Raw genomic sequence first — 16963 nt, 5'->3', positions numbered from 1 at the left:
TTCATATTCAATGAATTGAAAAACAGGTTGCGTCATGAGCATTGTTGACATCATTTTTCCTTTTAGTATTGCTGATTTTCGGGGATGCTGTATAATCACTATTGTTTCTTCTAAAACTGCAAAGGGGAATGCGATATGCAAGACCAAACGATTATTCGTTTTGAACATGTGACAAAACAATATGCTCATAATGCTGCTGCTGTCCTCAAAGATGTCAGCTTTACAATAGAGCGAGGCAAATTTTATACGCTGCTTGGTCCGTCCGGCTGCGGCAAGACGACGGTGCTCCGGCTAATAGCTGGCTTCACTGAGCCCTCAGAGGGTCAAATCTATTTCCATAATAAAGTGATAAACCGGGTTCCTGCGAATGAACGTCAAGTGAATACGGTTTTCCAGGATTACGCTCTTTTTCCTCATCTTAATGTGTTCGAGAATGTTGCCTTTGGCCTGCGAATCAAGAAGATGAAAAATGCGGACGTGACGAATAAAGTGAAGGATGCGCTTCGTTTCGTCAACTTGGATGGTTACGAATCACGGGAGATTTCGGAAATGTCCGGCGGTCAGAGGCAGCGTGTTGCCATCGCGCGGGCGATCGTGAACGAACCGGAAATTATTTTGCTGGACGAGCCGTTATCTGCGCTTGACCTTAAGCTTCGCACGGAAATGCAGTACGAGCTGCGCGAGTTGCAGCGCCGACTTGGCATCACATTTATATTTGTTACGCATGACCAAGAGGAAGCGCTGGCGATGTCTGACGAAATATTTGTTATTAATGAAGGAAAAATTCAACAAAGTGGAACGCCAACAGATATTTACGATGAGCCGATCAATCGCTTTGTTGCGGATTTTATTGGTGAATCCAATATTGTACCAGGCCGAATGGCACGCGACTTCGAGGTGGAGTTCGCTGGTCGTTCATTTGAATGCGTCGATCAAGGGCTCACGCCAAATGAGGCTGTTGATATTGTAATCAGGCCAGAGGATTTGGAAATTACTTCATCAGAGAATGGTAAGCTGCAAGTGCGTGTAGATTCGCAATTGTTCCGCGGCGTACATTACGAGATTTGCTGTTACGATGAATCAGGAAATGAGTGGCTTGTCCATTCCACTCGCAAAGCTACAGTAGGGGAGCAGATTGGATTAACCTTTGACCCAGAAGCCATCCATGTTATGAGACTAGGTGAAACGGAAGAAGAATTCGATAAGCGTCTTGAAGCATACAGCGAGGCCGCAGATGTCGAATAAATCACGTAGTTTTTATCTCATACCGTATATGGCTTGGATTGTGTTATTTGTTATAGCGCCGATCGTGTTAATTGCCTATTACTCCTTCTTTGATGTAGAGGGCAACTTCACGCTGGACAATTATGTGAAGTTCTTTACGCCGGTTTATATGAAAATGACGCTTAGCTCCTTCTGGTACGCGTTTCTGATAACCGCAATATCATTGCTTGTCGCGTATCCGGCTGCTTATTTATTGACAAAAACTAAGCATAAACAGCTCTGGCTGCTGCTTATTATACTGCCTAGCTGGATCAATTTGCTGCTAAAGGCTTATGCGTTTATTGGCTTGTTCGGTACATACGGCTTTGCAAATTCCGTACTGGAAGCGATCGGCATTCCGAAACAGCAAATTTTGTTTACGGACTTTAGTTTTATTTTCGTATCAGTTTATATCTTTATTCCTTTTATGATTTTGCCGATCTTCAATGCATTGGAGGAAATGAACCCGACGCTTGTGTATGCGGCGCGTGATCTTGGCGCATCCGCGTGGACGACGTTCCTGCGTGTTATTTTTCCGCTAACGATCAGTGGTGTGAAGTCCGGCTGTATGGCTGTATTTATACCTGCATTATCTTTGTTCATGATTACGAGGCTTATTGCCGGCAATCGGGTTATTACGCTAGGTACAGCAATCGAGCAGCATTTTCTCGTGACGCAGGACTGGGGTATGGGTTCGACGATTGCTGTGTTCTTGATTCTAGCAATGGCGGCGATGATGCTGTTAACTGGCAATCGAAAGCGAGGTGCGGCAGATGCGCGGAAAAAATAAATGGTCGAACATCTATCTCGTACTCGTGTTTGCAGTACTCTATGCGCCTATTTTCTATTTAATGTTTTATTCGTTCAATAGCGGCGGCTCGATGCGTAATTTCGAGAGCTTCACGCTTGATTATTACAAAGAGGTTTTCGCGGATACGCGTTTGCTCATCATTGTCCTGAACACGTTCGTTATTGCGCTGCTGTCCGCTGCAATTTCGACGATTCTTGGTGTTATTGGTGCGATAGCTATTCATCACATTCGCAGCAATCGACCGAAACAATCGCTTTTGACGCTCAATAATGTATTGATCGTAAGTCCCGATGTTATTATCGGTGCGTCCTTTCTGATCCTATTTACGATGATTGGAATCAAGCTGGGCTTTGTGTCCGTCTTGCTGTCGCATATTGCGTTCAGTGTTCCGATTGTCGTTATTATGGTGCTGCCGAAGCTGCAGGAAATGAGCTCAACGTTGATTGATGCGGCGCATGATCTTGGTGCCAGCTCGTGGCAGGTGCTGACGCGCGTTGTGCTTCCATTCATCAGACCAGGCATATTCGCAGGGTTCTTCATGGCGCTGACTTATTCGCTAGATGACTTTGCGGTAACGTTTTTTGTAACCGGCAACGGCTTCTCGACGCTGTCTGTTGAGATCTACTCACGGGCGCGCCAAGGCGTGTCGCTATCGATCAATGCGTTGTCGACACTTATTTTCTTATTTACGATCATTCTGGTCGTTGGTTATTACTTCATTAATCAACGAAATATGAAGCCGTCAAGCAAGGAGGGGCACTAATGACACAGCTTGTGCGTATGTTCGTAATCGTGTTTGTTGTTTCATTTGGCCTCATTTACCTGACTTCGTATTTGAATGATAGTGAAGGCTACAGCGGAAGCAATACACTGACGATTTACAACTGGGGCGATTATGTTGATCCCGAGCTGCTTGACCGCTTTGAAGATGAGACAGGCATTAAGGTCATTTACCAAACCTTCGATTCGAATGAAGCGATGATGACGAAGATTGGACAAGGCGGTACGACGTTTGATGTGAGCATTCCCTCTGAGTATGCGATTAGCAAGATGAAAGAGGATGGTTTGCTCTTAAAGCTCGATCATTCGAAACTTCCAAATTTAAAATATATCGATCCGCGTTTCATGAATTTATCATTTGATCCGGACAATGCTTATTCCATTCCTTATTTTTGGGGGACTGTCGGAATAGTGTTCAATCCAGAGTTAGTCGGGGACCTGACTTTCTCCAGTTGGAATGATCTGTGGGATAAAAGTCTGCGCAACCAGATCCTGCTGCTGGACGGTGCTCGCGAGGTTATGGGCATGGGGCTTAACTCTTTAGGTTATTCGCTGAATGATACGGAAGAGGCTCATTTGCAGGAGGCGAAAGCGAAGCTGCTCCAGATGACGCCTAACGTGAAGGCGATTGTCGGAGACGAAATCAAGATGCTGCTTGCAAATGAAGAAGCGGCAGTCGGTCTTGTTTGGTCGGGTGATGCATCGGAAATTATGGATGAGAACGATAAGCTTGATTATATCGTGCCAGAGGAAGGCTCAAATCTTTGGTTTGATAATATGGTTATTCCGAAGACGGCCAAAAATATCGAAGGCGCGCATCAATTTATCAACTTCATGCTGGACCCTGAAGTGGCTGCTCAGAACGCGGAATATGTTGGTTACTCGACTCCGAATGAAGCGGCGCTGGCGCTGCTGCCTGAGGAGATTGCGACCGATGAGCGTTTTTACCCAGATGAAGAGCTGACCGAAAGGCTTGAGGTTTACGATAACCTTGGCAAAAGAATGCTGGCTCACTATAACGAGTTGTTCCTCGAGTTTAAAATGCATAAGAAATAAACCAAAGAGATAGCGGTTTTCTAATGATTCCCATGCTATGCTGGATGAGATATTTCCAGATGAGGCGGCAAATGTGAATAGATGGGGCGGAGAGCATGAATAGCAGATGGATGAATTACGGCGGTCTTATACTAATCGCTGTTGTGTGGGGAGCGAACTTCGGCATATCGCGGTTAGCTATGGAGTCGTTTAATCCCATCGTTTTCTCGTTTTTGAGATTTGGATTGGCTATTCCGTTTTTCTTTCTCATTCTTAAGCTAAGAGAGGGCAGTGTGGGCATTCCATGGCGAATCGTGCCGAAGCTTGCTCTCATTGGGTTGGTTGGCATTACTCTGCTCGAAATTACGGTGATGTACTCGATTAAATATACGACCTTAGCCAATGCGTCGCTGCTGAACGTAGCGCCGTGGCCGATCTTCGCTGCATTGTTTGCCCCTTTATTCATGCGCGAAACCATCACGAAGAGACTCATTGTTGGCGGAGCGATATCCATCGTTGGAGTATGCTTCGTCATACTGGGCGGCGGTGAAAGCTTCAGTCTCTCCTCTGACAATATGATCGGCAACTTGATGGCGCTTGGAGTCAGCATTGTCGGTCCGTTATTTAATCTAAGCTCCATGTCGCTTATGAAGCAATACTCTGCTCTGCGTGTAAGCACATGGACGATAGCATTTGGGTCGTTGTTTATGCTGCCGCTCACCTTTGGGGCTTGGGGGCAAACGGACTGGTCGGCTCTTCAGGCGGGGCATTATTTATCCATTGGCTATAATGTATTGATTTGCACCGTTGTCGCTTTTGTTGTTTGGAATGCATGTATGTTCAAGGTTGGCGCAACGCGCTCTAACTTTTTCCGTTATGCGGTTCCGGCGGCGGCTGTTGTAGCTGGGTATGTGATGTTCGATGAGAAGATCGCGCTGCTGCAAATGTGCGGCGCGGGCTGTATGGCCGCAGGACTGATATGGATCAGCATTGAGAGCAAACCGCGGAGCAAATCGTCAGTGAAGACGGTAGAGACGAATGGTTAATTTTTGTGATTCATAATTGTGGTTGCTAGTTTATGAGATCGAATTCTAATTGTATAAAAATGTATCATGTGAGGGTTTCGTACTAAGTTAGACTAACTTAGTGCGAAACCCTTTTATTTTTTACATAAAAAGGATTATTAAAGAACAGTGTGTGTTATGCTAACTCCCATCACGTGAAACCTAACATGACAATGGATAAAAATGTAGAATTTTTGCACTAAATAACGAAATTTTTCTTTTAAAATAGTGATGAAAAAGGTAAAATCAAAAAAGCGGCTAATCCATGGAATGGGAGTCGGACTCTACGAAGAAGGACTGAACTTAAAATGACAGTGAGTATAGTAGAAGAAACGTTAAATCCGTACCAAATCGCACAACAGCAAATCGATACTGCAGCGGCCCATCTACAATTGCCTAAGCATGTTACAGACATCTTGAAGCAGCCGAAGCGCGTGCTGTCGGTTAACTTCCCAGTTCGTATGGATGATGGCTCAATTCGAGTGTTCGAAGGTTACCGTTCCCAACATAATGACGCGATTGGACCGACTAAGGGCGGCATTCGCTTTCACCCCGATGTAACGCTAGATGAAGTAAAAGCACTTTCCATGTGGATGAGCTTTAAATGCGGCGTTGTTGGCCTTCCATACGGCGGCGGCAAGGGCGGAGTTATTTGTGATCCACATCTTCTTAGCAAAGGCGAGCTAGAGCGTGTTAGCCGTGCTTTCATGGAAGCTATCGCTGATTTTGTAGGTCCTGACAAAGATATCCCTGCACCGGACGTATACACGACTCCACAAATCATGGGTTGGATGATGGATACGTACAGCAGACTAAAAGGCGTTAACTCACCTGGCGTTATTACAGGTAAACCGCTTATTCTAGGCGGATCCCAAGGCCGTAATGAAGCAACAGCACAAGGCTGTGTGTACACAATCTTGGCAGCACTTCAAGATAAGAATATTCCTATTGAAAATGCTACTGCAGCGATTCAAGGTTACGGCAACGCTGGTCGCATTGCTGCTCGTTTGCTTAGCGAAGCAGGCATTAAAGTTGTAGCAGTCAGCGACTCCAGAGGCGGAATTTACGATCCGAATGGATTGGATATCGAACAGATCTCCATACTAAAGGATACGACTTCCATCCGTGAGTATGGCGAGAAGTACTATATTTCTAATGAAGATTTGCTTGAGCTTGATGTTGATGTTTTGGTGCCAGCTGCTCTAGAAAACGTAATTACAGCTAAAAATGCAGATCGCATTAAAGCAAAAATCGTTGCAGAAGCTGCAAACGGACCAACAACACCAGAAGCGGATCGCGTACTTTGGAGCCACGGCATCACAGTTATTCCAGACGTACTTGCAAATGCAGGCGGCGTTACGGTTTCGTACTTCGAGTGGGTACAAAACTTGGCTAACTACTACTGGAGCGAAGCAGAGGTTCTTGAGAAGCTTGAGACGAATATGATTCTTTCTTACGTAGCTGTTCGTGATCTTGCTAAGGAACATGACACTGACCTTCGTACAGCTGCTTATATGATTTCGATCAAACGGATCGCAGCAGCAATGGAAGCTAGAGGCTGGATCTAATACTTTTATAAAACAAGAAGAGGTGGCGGCGTCATGACAGAACAGATTCGCATCGGTATTGTTGGTTACGGCAATCTTGGACGCGGCGTAGAGCTTGCAATTAGACAAAGTGCGGATATGAGATTGGATGCGATATTTACTCGCAGAGACCCAGCATCTATTCCGTCTGAAACAAAAGCATATAAAATTGAAGACGCTGAGCGCTTTGTCGATGATATCGACGTTATGATTCTTTGCGGCGGCTCAGCAACAGATTTGCCGGAGCAGGTTCCTGCTTTTGCCCGCTTGTTCCATACGGTTGACAGCTTCGATACGCATGCGCGTATTCCTGAATTTTTTGATCAGGTAGATGCAGTTGCCAAAACGAGCAATAAAGTAAGTGTAATATCCACAGGCTGGGACCCAGGCTTGTTCTCATTGAATCGTTTGCTTGCTGAGGCAATATTGCCAGAAGGCAAGGAATATACATTCTGGGGCAAAGGTGTAAGCCAAGGCCATTCAGATGCCATTCGCCGCGTGAAAGGTGTGAAGAACGGCGTTCAATACACCATTCCTAGTGAAGAGGCGGTAGCGCGAGTTCGTAACGGTGAAAATCCAGAGCTTACAACGCGTGAGAAGCACGTCCGCGACTGCTACATCGTAGCAGAAGAGGGTGCTGATCAAGACGCAATTGCTGAGGAAATCCGTACGATGCCGAACTATTTCTCTGATTATAATACGACGGTTCATTTCATTGATGAAGCAACATTGAAAGCCGAACATTCCACAATGCCTCACGGTGGTATGGTGCTTCGCAGTGGCAAAACAGGCGAGAACAGCACTCAAATTATCGAGTTCGGTTTGAAGCTTGACAGCAACCCTGAATTCACGGCTAGCGTGCTTGTTGCTTATGCTAGAGCAGCTTATAAATTTGCTCGTGAAGGACAGTCTGGAGCCAAAACCGTATTCGACATTCCATACGGCTACCTTTCACCAAAATCCGCAGCAGAACTGCGTAAAGAGCTTCTATAGCTCTGAAACTTTTCTGAACATTCCCCTCCATTTTACATTTTTTTACTTACACTTTTGGAAATAGTAGGATATAATGAAAAAGTGAGAGTAATTACTGTCGAATTATAGGGAGAAGTGCTGAAAGATCCATTTTCCTATGGTAGAATAGGTTCAAACCTACCTAACAGGTAATTTCTACTAGGAAGTGAACTCAGCATGATAGACATCCATACGCATATTTTACCTGGATTGGATGATGGTGCGGCAAGTTTCGATGATACTCTGAATATGGCCCGGGCAGCTGTATCAGAGGGAATTACAACGATCATCGCCACTCCGCACCATGCCAATGGAACCTATACCAATACAGCAATCGACGTAGCTAAGCACACTCTCTCTATTAACGAACAGTTAATAGCTGCGGGTGTGCCTATTGCTATACATACAGGTCAAGAAATTCGCGTTCATGATGATCTGCTCGATGCTTGGCATAGAAAAGAATTGCTTCCCTTAGCCGGCTCTAGTTATGTATTGATTGAGATGCCATCCTCCCGTATTCCGAAGGCGATGATTGAGCTCGTGCATGAGCTTAATGTATTGAAGTTGAAACCGATTATCGCTCACCCAGAAAGAAATGCAGAAGTTGTGAAGCACCCCGATCGATTAGCTGAGCTTATTGAAGCAGGCGCATTCGCACAGGTTACGACCCACTCACTGCTTGGGGGATTTGGTAAGCGCATTGAACAGTCCGCATGGTCATTATTGAAGGCGGGCCATATTCATTTTGTATCTTCCGATGCTCATCATATTGAGCGCCGTGGTTTTCGTCTGGGCGAAGCCTACGCGTCCATTGAGAGGCGGATGGGAGAACAGTGGGTTACCTATTTGCAATCCAACGCTCAGTCTGTGTTAGACGACAAACCTATACATAACCAGCCTATTACTATAGTTTCTTCAGACGGGGTTTTGCGTCGTTTTATTTCCTATTTCTACAAAAAATAGTGCGCGCTAGAATGATTGGAAGTTGAAGAAAGCGCATACTGAAAATGTTTTTAATGGCGTTATTAGTCATTCATCTATTAGATGAGTGCAACTATTATCATATAATTAGGAGTGAAGAAAGTGACACTAAGAAAAAAATTAGCAGTTTCTACAATTGCGGCAAGCGTAGCCCTTACGGCTTTCGCTGGCATTCCGCTAAGTAGCAAAGGTTTGGCAGAGAAGCTTGGAGTAAATGGGGTTGTTTATGCATCTTCGTCATTGGCGGATTCCGCTCTTGTTATTGAAGCGAAGAAACTAGATGAAGCACTCAAAGCGACAGGCGGTTGGGCTAATGTAAGAGCGCTGCAAGATGCACTTAGTTCTTTAGATATTCATAAGCAAGGCGATATCGTTAATCCGATCGTAGAGAAACTAAATCCTTCGGATGAAGAAGAAACAGAATTGGAAGGCCTTTTCTTGGATGCAATAGATTGGTCTTACGGTCCAACGGTAAAAGGGCTTGAGGAATTGCATGCAAAGTATGGTACGCTGCTTCAAACCTTTGCTGATCGTGGAAAGGTGTCCGATCTTAAAATCGATGACATTGCGCTGTATTTCTTCGATGTTCAGAAAGAATTGGTTAAGCAAGTAGGGTCAAAGGATCTGGATGGCTTGCTCGCTCTTTTGACTGATAAAGACAGTGTTAAGCAATTAATGCAAAGCGTTCTGAACGAATTGTCGACTAAACAATATAAAGCACAAGTATTGCTTACAAATTTCGGTATTACTAAAGATGATGTCATTGGCGTGTTGTCACGTGCAAGAGAAGCTGTAGATAAAGATGCTACATTCGTTGCTGCGGCAGGATCTTTGTTCAAAGCTTATCAATATTTGAATCCGACTACTCCTATCACTCCTGGTAATCCAGGCACAGTAACACCAACTACACCGCTTCCTGAATCAACTGACAAATTGCTAAACGATTTGAAAGCAGCGCTAGATAAAGCAACTGATGCTGAGAAAGCTGCTATTATTACTAAATTTGTTGCTGATGCAAAAGCAGAAATTGCTAAGCTTGCAGCAATCAGCGCAGCTTCAAGTGTTACTACAGTAAATGGACAAGCTGTTCTTCAATTGGATGAGAAGAGTGTATTGTCAGCAATTGCTGGTATTAACACGGTTGCTTCTAAGGTAAAAGAACTAGCACCAGCTTCTGCACTTGCGAAGACTGCTTTGCAAATCAATCTTGGTGAAGTATCACAAAAGGATGTTGTTTTGAACCTTTCCGATGCAGTGGTTAAAGCTGCGGCAGCTGGAAATGTATCCGGTGCAACTTTCACGATTGGCAAATTTGAAGTAACTGTTCCTGTAGGCGGTTCATTCTCTTCTGCAATTGGTCTTACTATTAAGAAGAGCGATGTATCTGCTGACGTTGTAGGCACACTGAAATCAGTGTCTGAAGTTTATGACTTCAACCTAACGGTTGGCGGTACTGCAAAAACTTCATTCGATCAACCGATCGTAATCAGCATTCCACTGGGCGATACAACGGGTCTTGATAAAGAGCTTCTTTCCGTAGCGAAAATCGTTGATGGCAAGCTAGTATTCCACGGTGGACGTGTATCGGGCAACTCTATTATCGAATCTCGTGATTCGTTCTCCTCTTATGTGGTTGTAGAAAACAAAGTTTCGTTCAAAGACATTGCTTCTGTAGAAGCATGGGCTGGTCGCGAAATTAGCGTTGTAGCTGCAAAAGGTGCAATCGAAGGTAAATCAGAAGGTCAATTTGCACCGAAGGACAAAGTAACTCGCGCTGAATTCGCAAAAATGCTTATCCGTGCTCTTGATCTTGAGAATGGTTCGGCTACAGAAGGCTTTGCTGATGTCGATTCAGCTGCTTGGTATGCACCATACGTGGCTGCTGCAGCACAACTCAAAATCATTAACGGCCGTTCAGATACTAAATTTGATCCAAATGCAACGATTACTCGTGCTGAGATGGCAACGATGATCGCTCGCGCATTGAAAGTTTCGCAAGGCGCTTCTAACGTAGCTGATGTAAATGCTGCACTAAAAGACTTTGCGGACGCTGGAAAAATTAATGCGTCATTAAAAGATGGCGTTGCATTTGCGGCAACTCACAAAATCGTAGTTGGAAATGCAGGCAAGTTCTTGCCAAATAACAATGCGACTCGTGCAGAGGCAGCAGTAATTATTTACCGTGCACTAAATTTCGATAACTAAGTAAAAATATATATAAAATCTTCCTCTCATGTGGATGAGAGGAAGATTTTTTTCGGGAATATGTAGGATAATGTAAGATTATAGATTATTACGTAGTAAGGTATAGTTCTTGAGGATTATATTCTCGTTCTAAATAACTATATCCCATGGAGGAATATGCATGTCTAACGAACTAGACTTACGACAGTATATGGCAATCATAAAGAAGAGATTGGCGCTAATAGTAGTATTTGTTTTCCTCTGTACAGCAGCTGCGGCCGTTATAAGTATGTTTTTTAAAGACCCGGTCTATGAGGCATCTACTAAAATAATCGTAAATCAAACGACGACACAAATGGCAACCGGCCAGCTTGATCTTAATCAAATCAACTCCAATATTAAAATGATCGATACGTACAAAGAGATTATTAAAACACCAGCTATATTGGATAAAGTGGCTGAGCAATATCCACAGCTTGGGTTAACTGCGACTGAGCTATCACGTAAAATCCAGGTTAGCTCTGTAAATAATACACAGGTCATGACATTAGTTGTGCAAGATGTGGATTATAAGCAAGCAGCACAGGTTGTCAATGCGGTGTCGAATGTTTTCCGCGAAGAAATCCAGCATATTTTTAAAGTAGAGAATGTATCGATTCTGAATGAAGCTGTTGTTGATGCGCAGCCAAGTCCGGTTTCACCAAACGTTCCTCTTAATGTCGCGATCGCGTTTATCGTATCTTTAATGATTGCTGTAGGTATTACATTCTTACTTGAGTATATGGATGACACGATTAAAACCGAAGCAGATGTGCTGCAGTTTTTGGGTCAGCCCACGCTTGCTATGATCTCAAGAATGAATACGGAGGATGCTAATTCTAGCCAAACCAGCAAAACAACTCAAACTTACAAGGCAGGTGAATTAGAGGGTGTCTCGATTGAAAAATAAGCGTCAGATCATTACGCTAACGAATCCTCGTTCTCCCATATCAGAATCCTATCGCGCTCTGAGGACGAACATAGAGTTCTCATCAATAGATGAGAAATTACAGGTGCTAATGGTCTCTTCAGCAGGCCCTGGTGAGGGGAAGTCGACAACGATAACGAATCTGGCTGTCACTTTCGCGCAATCCGAGAAGAAAGTTGTTCTTATTGATGCCGATCTTCGTAAGCCTACTGCCCATCATACATTCTCTATCTCTAATCGTTATGGGTTGTCGTCCATTATTTCACAGCAGTGCTCGCTCGAGGAAGGAATACAAGTTACAGACATTCCTAATCTAGATGTGATTACATCAGGCGCCATACCGCCAAACCCGGCAGAGATGATGGGTTCAAAGCGGATGACGGCAACAATTGAGCAGCTTAGACAAATGTATGACATTGTGCTCATTGATACGCCGCCGCTGCTTGCAGTAACCGATGCACAGATTGTAGCTACGAAAAGTGATGGCGTAATTCTTGTCGTTGATCAAGGAAAAGTAAAGCGGGATATTGCCAGCAAAGCTGTAAAAAACCTTGAGAGTGTAAATGCGCGTATTTTGGGAGTAGTGCTGAATAACGTGAAGCGTAAGGCAAATGAAGAGGCTTACTACTATTATTATGGTGTTCAAGAAAAATGAAAAAATACAAGTAGATGTCTTTTGGCGGAGGGATGAGTTAGTTGAGTAATAGAAATAGAATGCTGGTCATACTGGTGGTAGATATTTGTATTATATGGATAGCGATTGGGGTATCCTATCTCTTTCGTTTTAACGGAAACATCCCTCCCATCTACGTGAGACAAATGCTCGAATTCGCATGTTTAACCACCATTATATGCGGCAGCAGCTTAGCCTTTTTTCGAATGTATAGACGAATGTGGCAATATGCCAGTATTGGTGAAATTATTGAGCTAGCCAAAGCCATAGTGATTGGACTTGTTTTATCGTACGGAGCAACCTATGCATTAAATGGGGAACGAGTCCCTATCTCCATTAGCTCTCGAACACTTGAACTCATGCTGCTATTAATGGGAGGCTCGCGGTTCCTCTGGCGCTTAATCCGAGTAAACAGAACCAAAAAGACCGCTTTGACAAACAATGTACTTGTTGTTGGCGCTGGAGATTGTGGGGCGTTAATTGCAAAGGAAATCATGACAAGCAACAGCTTTTTAGGCAATCGTATAGTAGGGTTTATTGATGATGATCCACATAAACGCAATATGCAGGTAGTCGGTTTATCAGTTCTGGGAACTAGGGTGAACATTGAAGAGATAGTACATAAACATCACATCCATGACATTATTATCGCGATGCCTTCTGCAAAGCGAGTGCATATAACGGAAATTATTAATATTTGCAAGCTGACCGGAGCAAAGGTCAAGATTATCCCGTCTATTAATGATTTTATCAAAGGGCGCCTCGCAGTTAAGGCTTTACGCAATGTGGAAGTAGAAGATTTGCTAGGTAGAGAACCTGTTATGACAGATTTAGAGGGTATAGCCAATTATGTATCCGATAAAGTTGTTCTGGTAACTGGTGCTGGAGGTTCAATTGGATCAGAGTTATGCAGGCAGATATCTTCATTTAAGCCTAAAACTTTGCTTCTGCTTGGACACGGTGAGAATAGTATCTATACGATTGAGATGGAGCTTAAGACGAAATTCCCAAATGTGCATTTGGAAACGGTAATAGCGGACATTCAAGATCGAAGCCGTTTAGATGATGTATTCCGTAGGTTTAGGCCGCAAGTTGTATTCCATGCAGCAGCCCATAAGCATGTGCCGCTTATGGAACGAAATCCATCGGAGGCAGTTAAGAACAATGTATTCGGTACGAGGAACGTAGCTGATTGCGCGGATAAATATAAAGCGGAACGGTTCGTCATGATCTCCTCCGACAAAGCCGTTAATCCTTCGAGCATTATGGGAGCGACCAAGAGAATTGCAGAGATGTACATACAAAGTATTAATACAATAAGTGAGACCCAGTTCGTGGCAGTACGTTTCGGTAATGTACTAGGAAGCCGTGGAAGCGTTATTCCAAGGTTCAAGCAGCAAATTGCTGCAGGCGGTCCGGTTACTGTTACACATCCAGACATGGTCAGATATTTTATGACAATACCTGAAGCGGTTCAGCTCGTTATTCAAGCGGGATCATTTGCCAAAGGTGGAGAAATATTTGTTCTAGATATGGGAGAACCGGTTCGTATTCTTGATCTAGCACAGGATCTCATTCGGTTATCAGGTTATGAACCGAATATAGATATCGAAATTAACTTTAGCGGTATGCGCGAAGGCGAGAAGCTGTTCGAGGAACTGCTAACGGATGAAGAAGCAGTGTCATCCACACAACATGAGCGGATTTACATAGGCAAGCCAACACAAATCAATAGAGTAGAACTCGAGCTTCAATTCAAAAGAATTGAGAAAGCCATTGGAGATAATCAAACGACAATTAAAGATGTTATCGAGCATCTTGTTCCTTTTTATTCACATGTATCTTAGCAGACAGATTACCATAACGGAGGAGATTACACATGCGTAAGAAAAAGTGGAAGAAGATATTAATTTGGGTCGCATCAATCATTGTCATACTAGGAGTAGGGGGCTTATTTGCAGCTAATTATGCTGTGGATAAGCTTATTTCTACGTTGGCTGCTGACATTGAGGGTGATTTGTTAAACGAGGTGACAACTCCCGAGACGAAGACAGATGAGCAGGGTACGGATACGACAGGGAAGGATGATCCTTCTTCAACGGTTGATACGGGTAAAACGGATCCTAAATCTACAAATAATGATGGTAAGACAGAGCCGGGAGATTCTAACAAAAACAATAGCAGTTCGAATGAATCCATAGAGGGTGAAAAATCAAAGGATGATTATAACCCTGAGGTATCGCTAGAAAAAGCAAAGGATCTTCAAGAAAAAATAACGGTATCTGAGAAGGCACAAGTTTCAACTGTATTGCTCAAAGAGCTTAGCATGTCGGATATAAAAGAGCTGCAGGCCCTTGCTAGCGGTGGAATGAGCGGCGAGGAGAAGAAAAAGGCTCGGAGTATCATACTCGATAAGTTATCACCAGATCAATATGACGAGTTGATTAAGATTGCTAAGAAGTATGGGGTAAGTCAAGGTAAATCTTATGAAGAGGTTATTAGTAAAAAGTGAAACACGTTAAAAATTGTAATTCCAGTGCTTATTAATTAACACAAAACTGAGGAATTAGTAACTCTATAAGATACTGACTTCTAATTGATTCATAAATAAAAGAACTAATATATTGAACAAAGGAGAGCATTAGGTGGTCAAATTTAATGCCTGTATCTATTTATTTAGAATACGGGAAGTATAAAGTGACTAAAGTAACCGTTCAAAGGTCTATCAATATATTGAAAACAATTAACTTTCAGGGGTAGTTAATATGTATGTAATAATTAAAAGGCTTTTAGATATCATAATTTCTTTAATAGGTTTTACTATATTATCACCGATATTTATAATTCTTATAATTGCGATTAAGTTAGATTCAAATGGTCCAGTACTTTTCAAACAAAAAAGAGTCAGTATTAATAAGACTTATTTTAATATCTTAAAATTCCGTACTATGAGGATAGATACGCCAAGGGATACACCAACACATTTACTAGAAAGCCCGGATCAGTATATCACAAAGGTAGGTAAATTCTTGAGAAAAACTAGTTTGGATGAGTTGCCTCAGATATGGAATATTCTTGTTGGTGAGATGTCAATTATAGGACCTCGTCCTGCATTGTGGAATCAATTTGATCTTATTGCCGAACGCGATAAGTATGGAGCGAATGCTATTCCACCAGGGTTAACAGGTTGGGCACAGATTAATGGAAGAGATGAGCTGAGTATTGAAGTGAAAGCAAAGCTCGATGGTGAATATGTTGAAATGATAGGCTTAAAAATGGATATTATATGTTTCTTTACAACTATTGTAAGCGTTCTGAAGAGTGATGGGGTTGTTGAAGGTGGGATTGGATCAAAGAGAAAACTGAAGAATAGGTGACAATGTCAATATGAAGAAAATCATGATAACAGGGGTTAATGGCTACATTGGAAAGAGCCTAGAGAGGTGGCTAACTAATTATTCTGAAAGATATTTAGTAGATTGCATTAGTTTGAGAAATGATTGTTGGAAGACAATGGATTTATCGGTTTATGACGTTGTTTTACATGCGGCTGGAATTGCTCATGTTAAGGAGACACCAATAATAGAAGAACTTTACTACAAAGTAAATAGAGACTTAGCATATGAAGTTGCAAATAAAGCAAAAAATGATGGTGTAAATCAATTTATATTGTTAAGTTCAATGAGTGTTTACGGAGTGCAAAATGGTGTAATTAATGAAAATACTAACCTTAACCCAAAAAGTGGATATGGAAAATCCAAGTTAGAAGCTGAAAGGTTAATATCACAATTAAGTAGTAATAAGTTTTATATTTCTATTGTTCGTCCACCAATGGTTTATGGGAAAAATTGTGGAGGTAATTATCCTAAACTAGTAAAAGCTGCATTGAGAGCACCTATGTTTCCTGCTATAGATAATAAACGAAGTATGATTTATATAGATAATTTATGTGAATTTTTAAGATTATTAATAGATGATCGAAGTAAGGGGATATTTTTCCCGCAAAATAATGAATACGTTAATACTACAGAATTAGTTAGGATTATAGCGGAATCACATGGAAAAAGAATCAGGGTGACTAAATTATTTAACCCCTTGTTAAGGTTTCTAACTGTAAGTACGATCAATAAGGTTTTTGGGGATCTAGTGTATGAGAAAAAAATGTCGGAATATTCAACGATACAAAAATGTAATTATATTGGCTTTGAGGAATCTATAAAGTTAACGGAGGCATAAAAGATAACTAAAATTGTATAGTGAGGAATAACCTGAAGATACATACAAACTGTATTTCACAATTGGATTTTACAGATAAATTTCTATTTTATTGAAGGAATGTTTTAGAGTAGATCTGACATCTGACATCTAGCCTCTGTATAGTTGATTTTTTGAAAATATGAAAATTAGGTTTTCTTTATGCTAAGCAACTTATAACTCCTGTCTCTAACTATACTATTTTTAATTAATGTTACTAACGAAGAAAACTTTAACGAATACATTTGTATTTTAGGTAATTCCAGAATAAAAGTTAATTTGATTCGGAATTCCCACGTGTTAAATAACATAATTAGTTAATTACAAAGAAAATTTGAAATTAACGGTGTCAAA

The 16963-nt window shown here is 42.2% G+C and carries 15 protein-coding genes; all 15 read left to right on the top strand.

The window, feature by feature from the left end:
• Nucleotides 1-135 precede the first annotated feature (135 nt).
• The 15 genes from ACIFSR_RS05955 to ACIFSR_RS05885 all read left to right on the top strand — a co-directional run bounded on the left by ACIFSR_RS05955 (nt 136) and on the right by ACIFSR_RS05885 (nt 16591).
• A complete protein-coding gene (locus ACIFSR_RS05955) occupies nt 136-1245 on the top strand; it encodes an ABC transporter ATP-binding protein (RefSeq protein ID WP_076268479.1) in 1110 nt (369 codons plus the stop codon).
• Nucleotides 1235-2053 (top strand): ABC transporter permease, encoded by an 819-nt coding sequence (locus ACIFSR_RS05950; protein ID WP_430055735.1) that lies wholly within the window; start codon nt 1235-1237, stop codon nt 2051-2053. Before ACIFSR_RS05955 ends, ACIFSR_RS05950 begins: the two co-directional genes overlap by 11 nt.
• The gene (locus tag ACIFSR_RS05945) at nt 2037-2837 is read left to right on the top strand and encodes an ABC transporter permease (RefSeq protein WP_076268477.1); all 801 of its coding nucleotides are present in this window, start codon (nt 2037-2039) and stop codon (nt 2835-2837) included. Before ACIFSR_RS05950 ends, ACIFSR_RS05945 begins: the two co-directional genes overlap by 17 nt.
• The gene (locus tag ACIFSR_RS05940; protein ID WP_430055731.1) at nt 2837-3910 is read left to right on the top strand and encodes an ABC transporter substrate-binding protein; all 1074 of its coding nucleotides are present in this window, start codon (nt 2837-2839) and stop codon (nt 3908-3910) included. Before ACIFSR_RS05945 ends, ACIFSR_RS05940 begins: the two co-directional genes overlap by 1 nt.
• Nucleotides 3911-4005: 95 nt before the next feature.
• A complete protein-coding gene (locus tag ACIFSR_RS05935; RefSeq protein WP_430055728.1) occupies nt 4006-4935 on the top strand; it encodes a DMT family transporter in 930 nt (309 codons plus the stop codon).
• A gap of 326 nt (nt 4936-5261) precedes the next feature.
• Nucleotides 5262-6521 carry a Glu/Leu/Phe/Val family dehydrogenase gene (locus ACIFSR_RS05930; protein WP_339206385.1) on the top strand — a complete coding sequence of 420 codons (1260 nt, stop codon included), beginning with the start codon at nt 5262-5264 and terminating at the stop codon, nt 6519-6521.
• A gap of 33 nt (nt 6522-6554) precedes the next feature.
• On the top strand, nt 6555-7532 hold the full coding sequence (locus ACIFSR_RS05925; RefSeq protein ID WP_076268473.1) for a diaminopimelate dehydrogenase: 978 nt from the start codon (nt 6555-6557) through the stop codon (nt 7530-7532).
• A 195-nt stretch (nt 7533-7727) separates the two neighbouring features.
• Complete coding sequence (locus ACIFSR_RS05920; protein WP_430055724.1) at nt 7728-8513, top strand: tyrosine-protein phosphatase; 786 nt, start codon at nt 7728-7730, stop codon at nt 8511-8513.
• A gap of 120 nt (nt 8514-8633) precedes the next feature.
• The gene (locus ACIFSR_RS05915; protein ID WP_430055721.1) at nt 8634-10736 is read left to right on the top strand and encodes an S-layer homology domain-containing protein; all 2103 of its coding nucleotides are present in this window, start codon (nt 8634-8636) and stop codon (nt 10734-10736) included.
• A 160-nt stretch (nt 10737-10896) separates the two neighbouring features.
• Nucleotides 10897-11664: a YveK family protein gene (locus ACIFSR_RS05910; protein ID WP_430055719.1), complete on the top strand. Its 768-nt coding sequence runs from the start codon at nt 10897-10899 to the stop codon at nt 11662-11664.
• Nucleotides 11645-12337 carry a CpsD/CapB family tyrosine-protein kinase gene (locus ACIFSR_RS05905; protein WP_076268469.1) on the top strand — a complete coding sequence of 231 codons (693 nt, stop codon included), beginning with the start codon at nt 11645-11647 and terminating at the stop codon, nt 12335-12337. Before ACIFSR_RS05910 ends, ACIFSR_RS05905 begins: the two co-directional genes overlap by 20 nt.
• A 41-nt stretch (nt 12338-12378) precedes the next feature.
• Complete coding sequence (locus ACIFSR_RS05900; protein WP_430055716.1) at nt 12379-14202, top strand: polysaccharide biosynthesis protein; 1824 nt, start codon at nt 12379-12381, stop codon at nt 14200-14202.
• 32 nt (nt 14203-14234) lie between these two features.
• A complete protein-coding gene (locus ACIFSR_RS05895) occupies nt 14235-14867 on the top strand; it encodes a hypothetical protein (RefSeq protein ID WP_430055714.1) in 633 nt (210 codons plus the stop codon).
• A 253-nt stretch (nt 14868-15120) separates the two neighbouring features.
• Nucleotides 15121-15732, top strand: coding sequence for a sugar transferase (locus tag ACIFSR_RS05890; RefSeq protein WP_430055712.1), 612 nt, complete (start codon nt 15121-15123; stop codon nt 15730-15732).
• Nucleotides 15733-15742: 10 nt separating this feature from the next.
• Complete coding sequence (locus ACIFSR_RS05885) at nt 15743-16591, top strand: NAD-dependent epimerase/dehydratase family protein (RefSeq protein ID WP_430055709.1); 849 nt, start codon at nt 15743-15745, stop codon at nt 16589-16591.
• Nucleotides 16592-16963: the final 372 nt, after the last annotated feature.

The sequence above is a fragment of the Paenibacillus sp. NRS-1760 genome, assembly GCF_050467785.1.
In the GTDB taxonomy this organism is placed as follows: Bacteria; Bacillota; Bacilli; order Paenibacillales; family Paenibacillaceae; genus Pristimantibacillus.
Note: the sequence above shows the minus strand (reverse complement) of the source record. Positions and strands in the feature narration are given on the sequence as shown.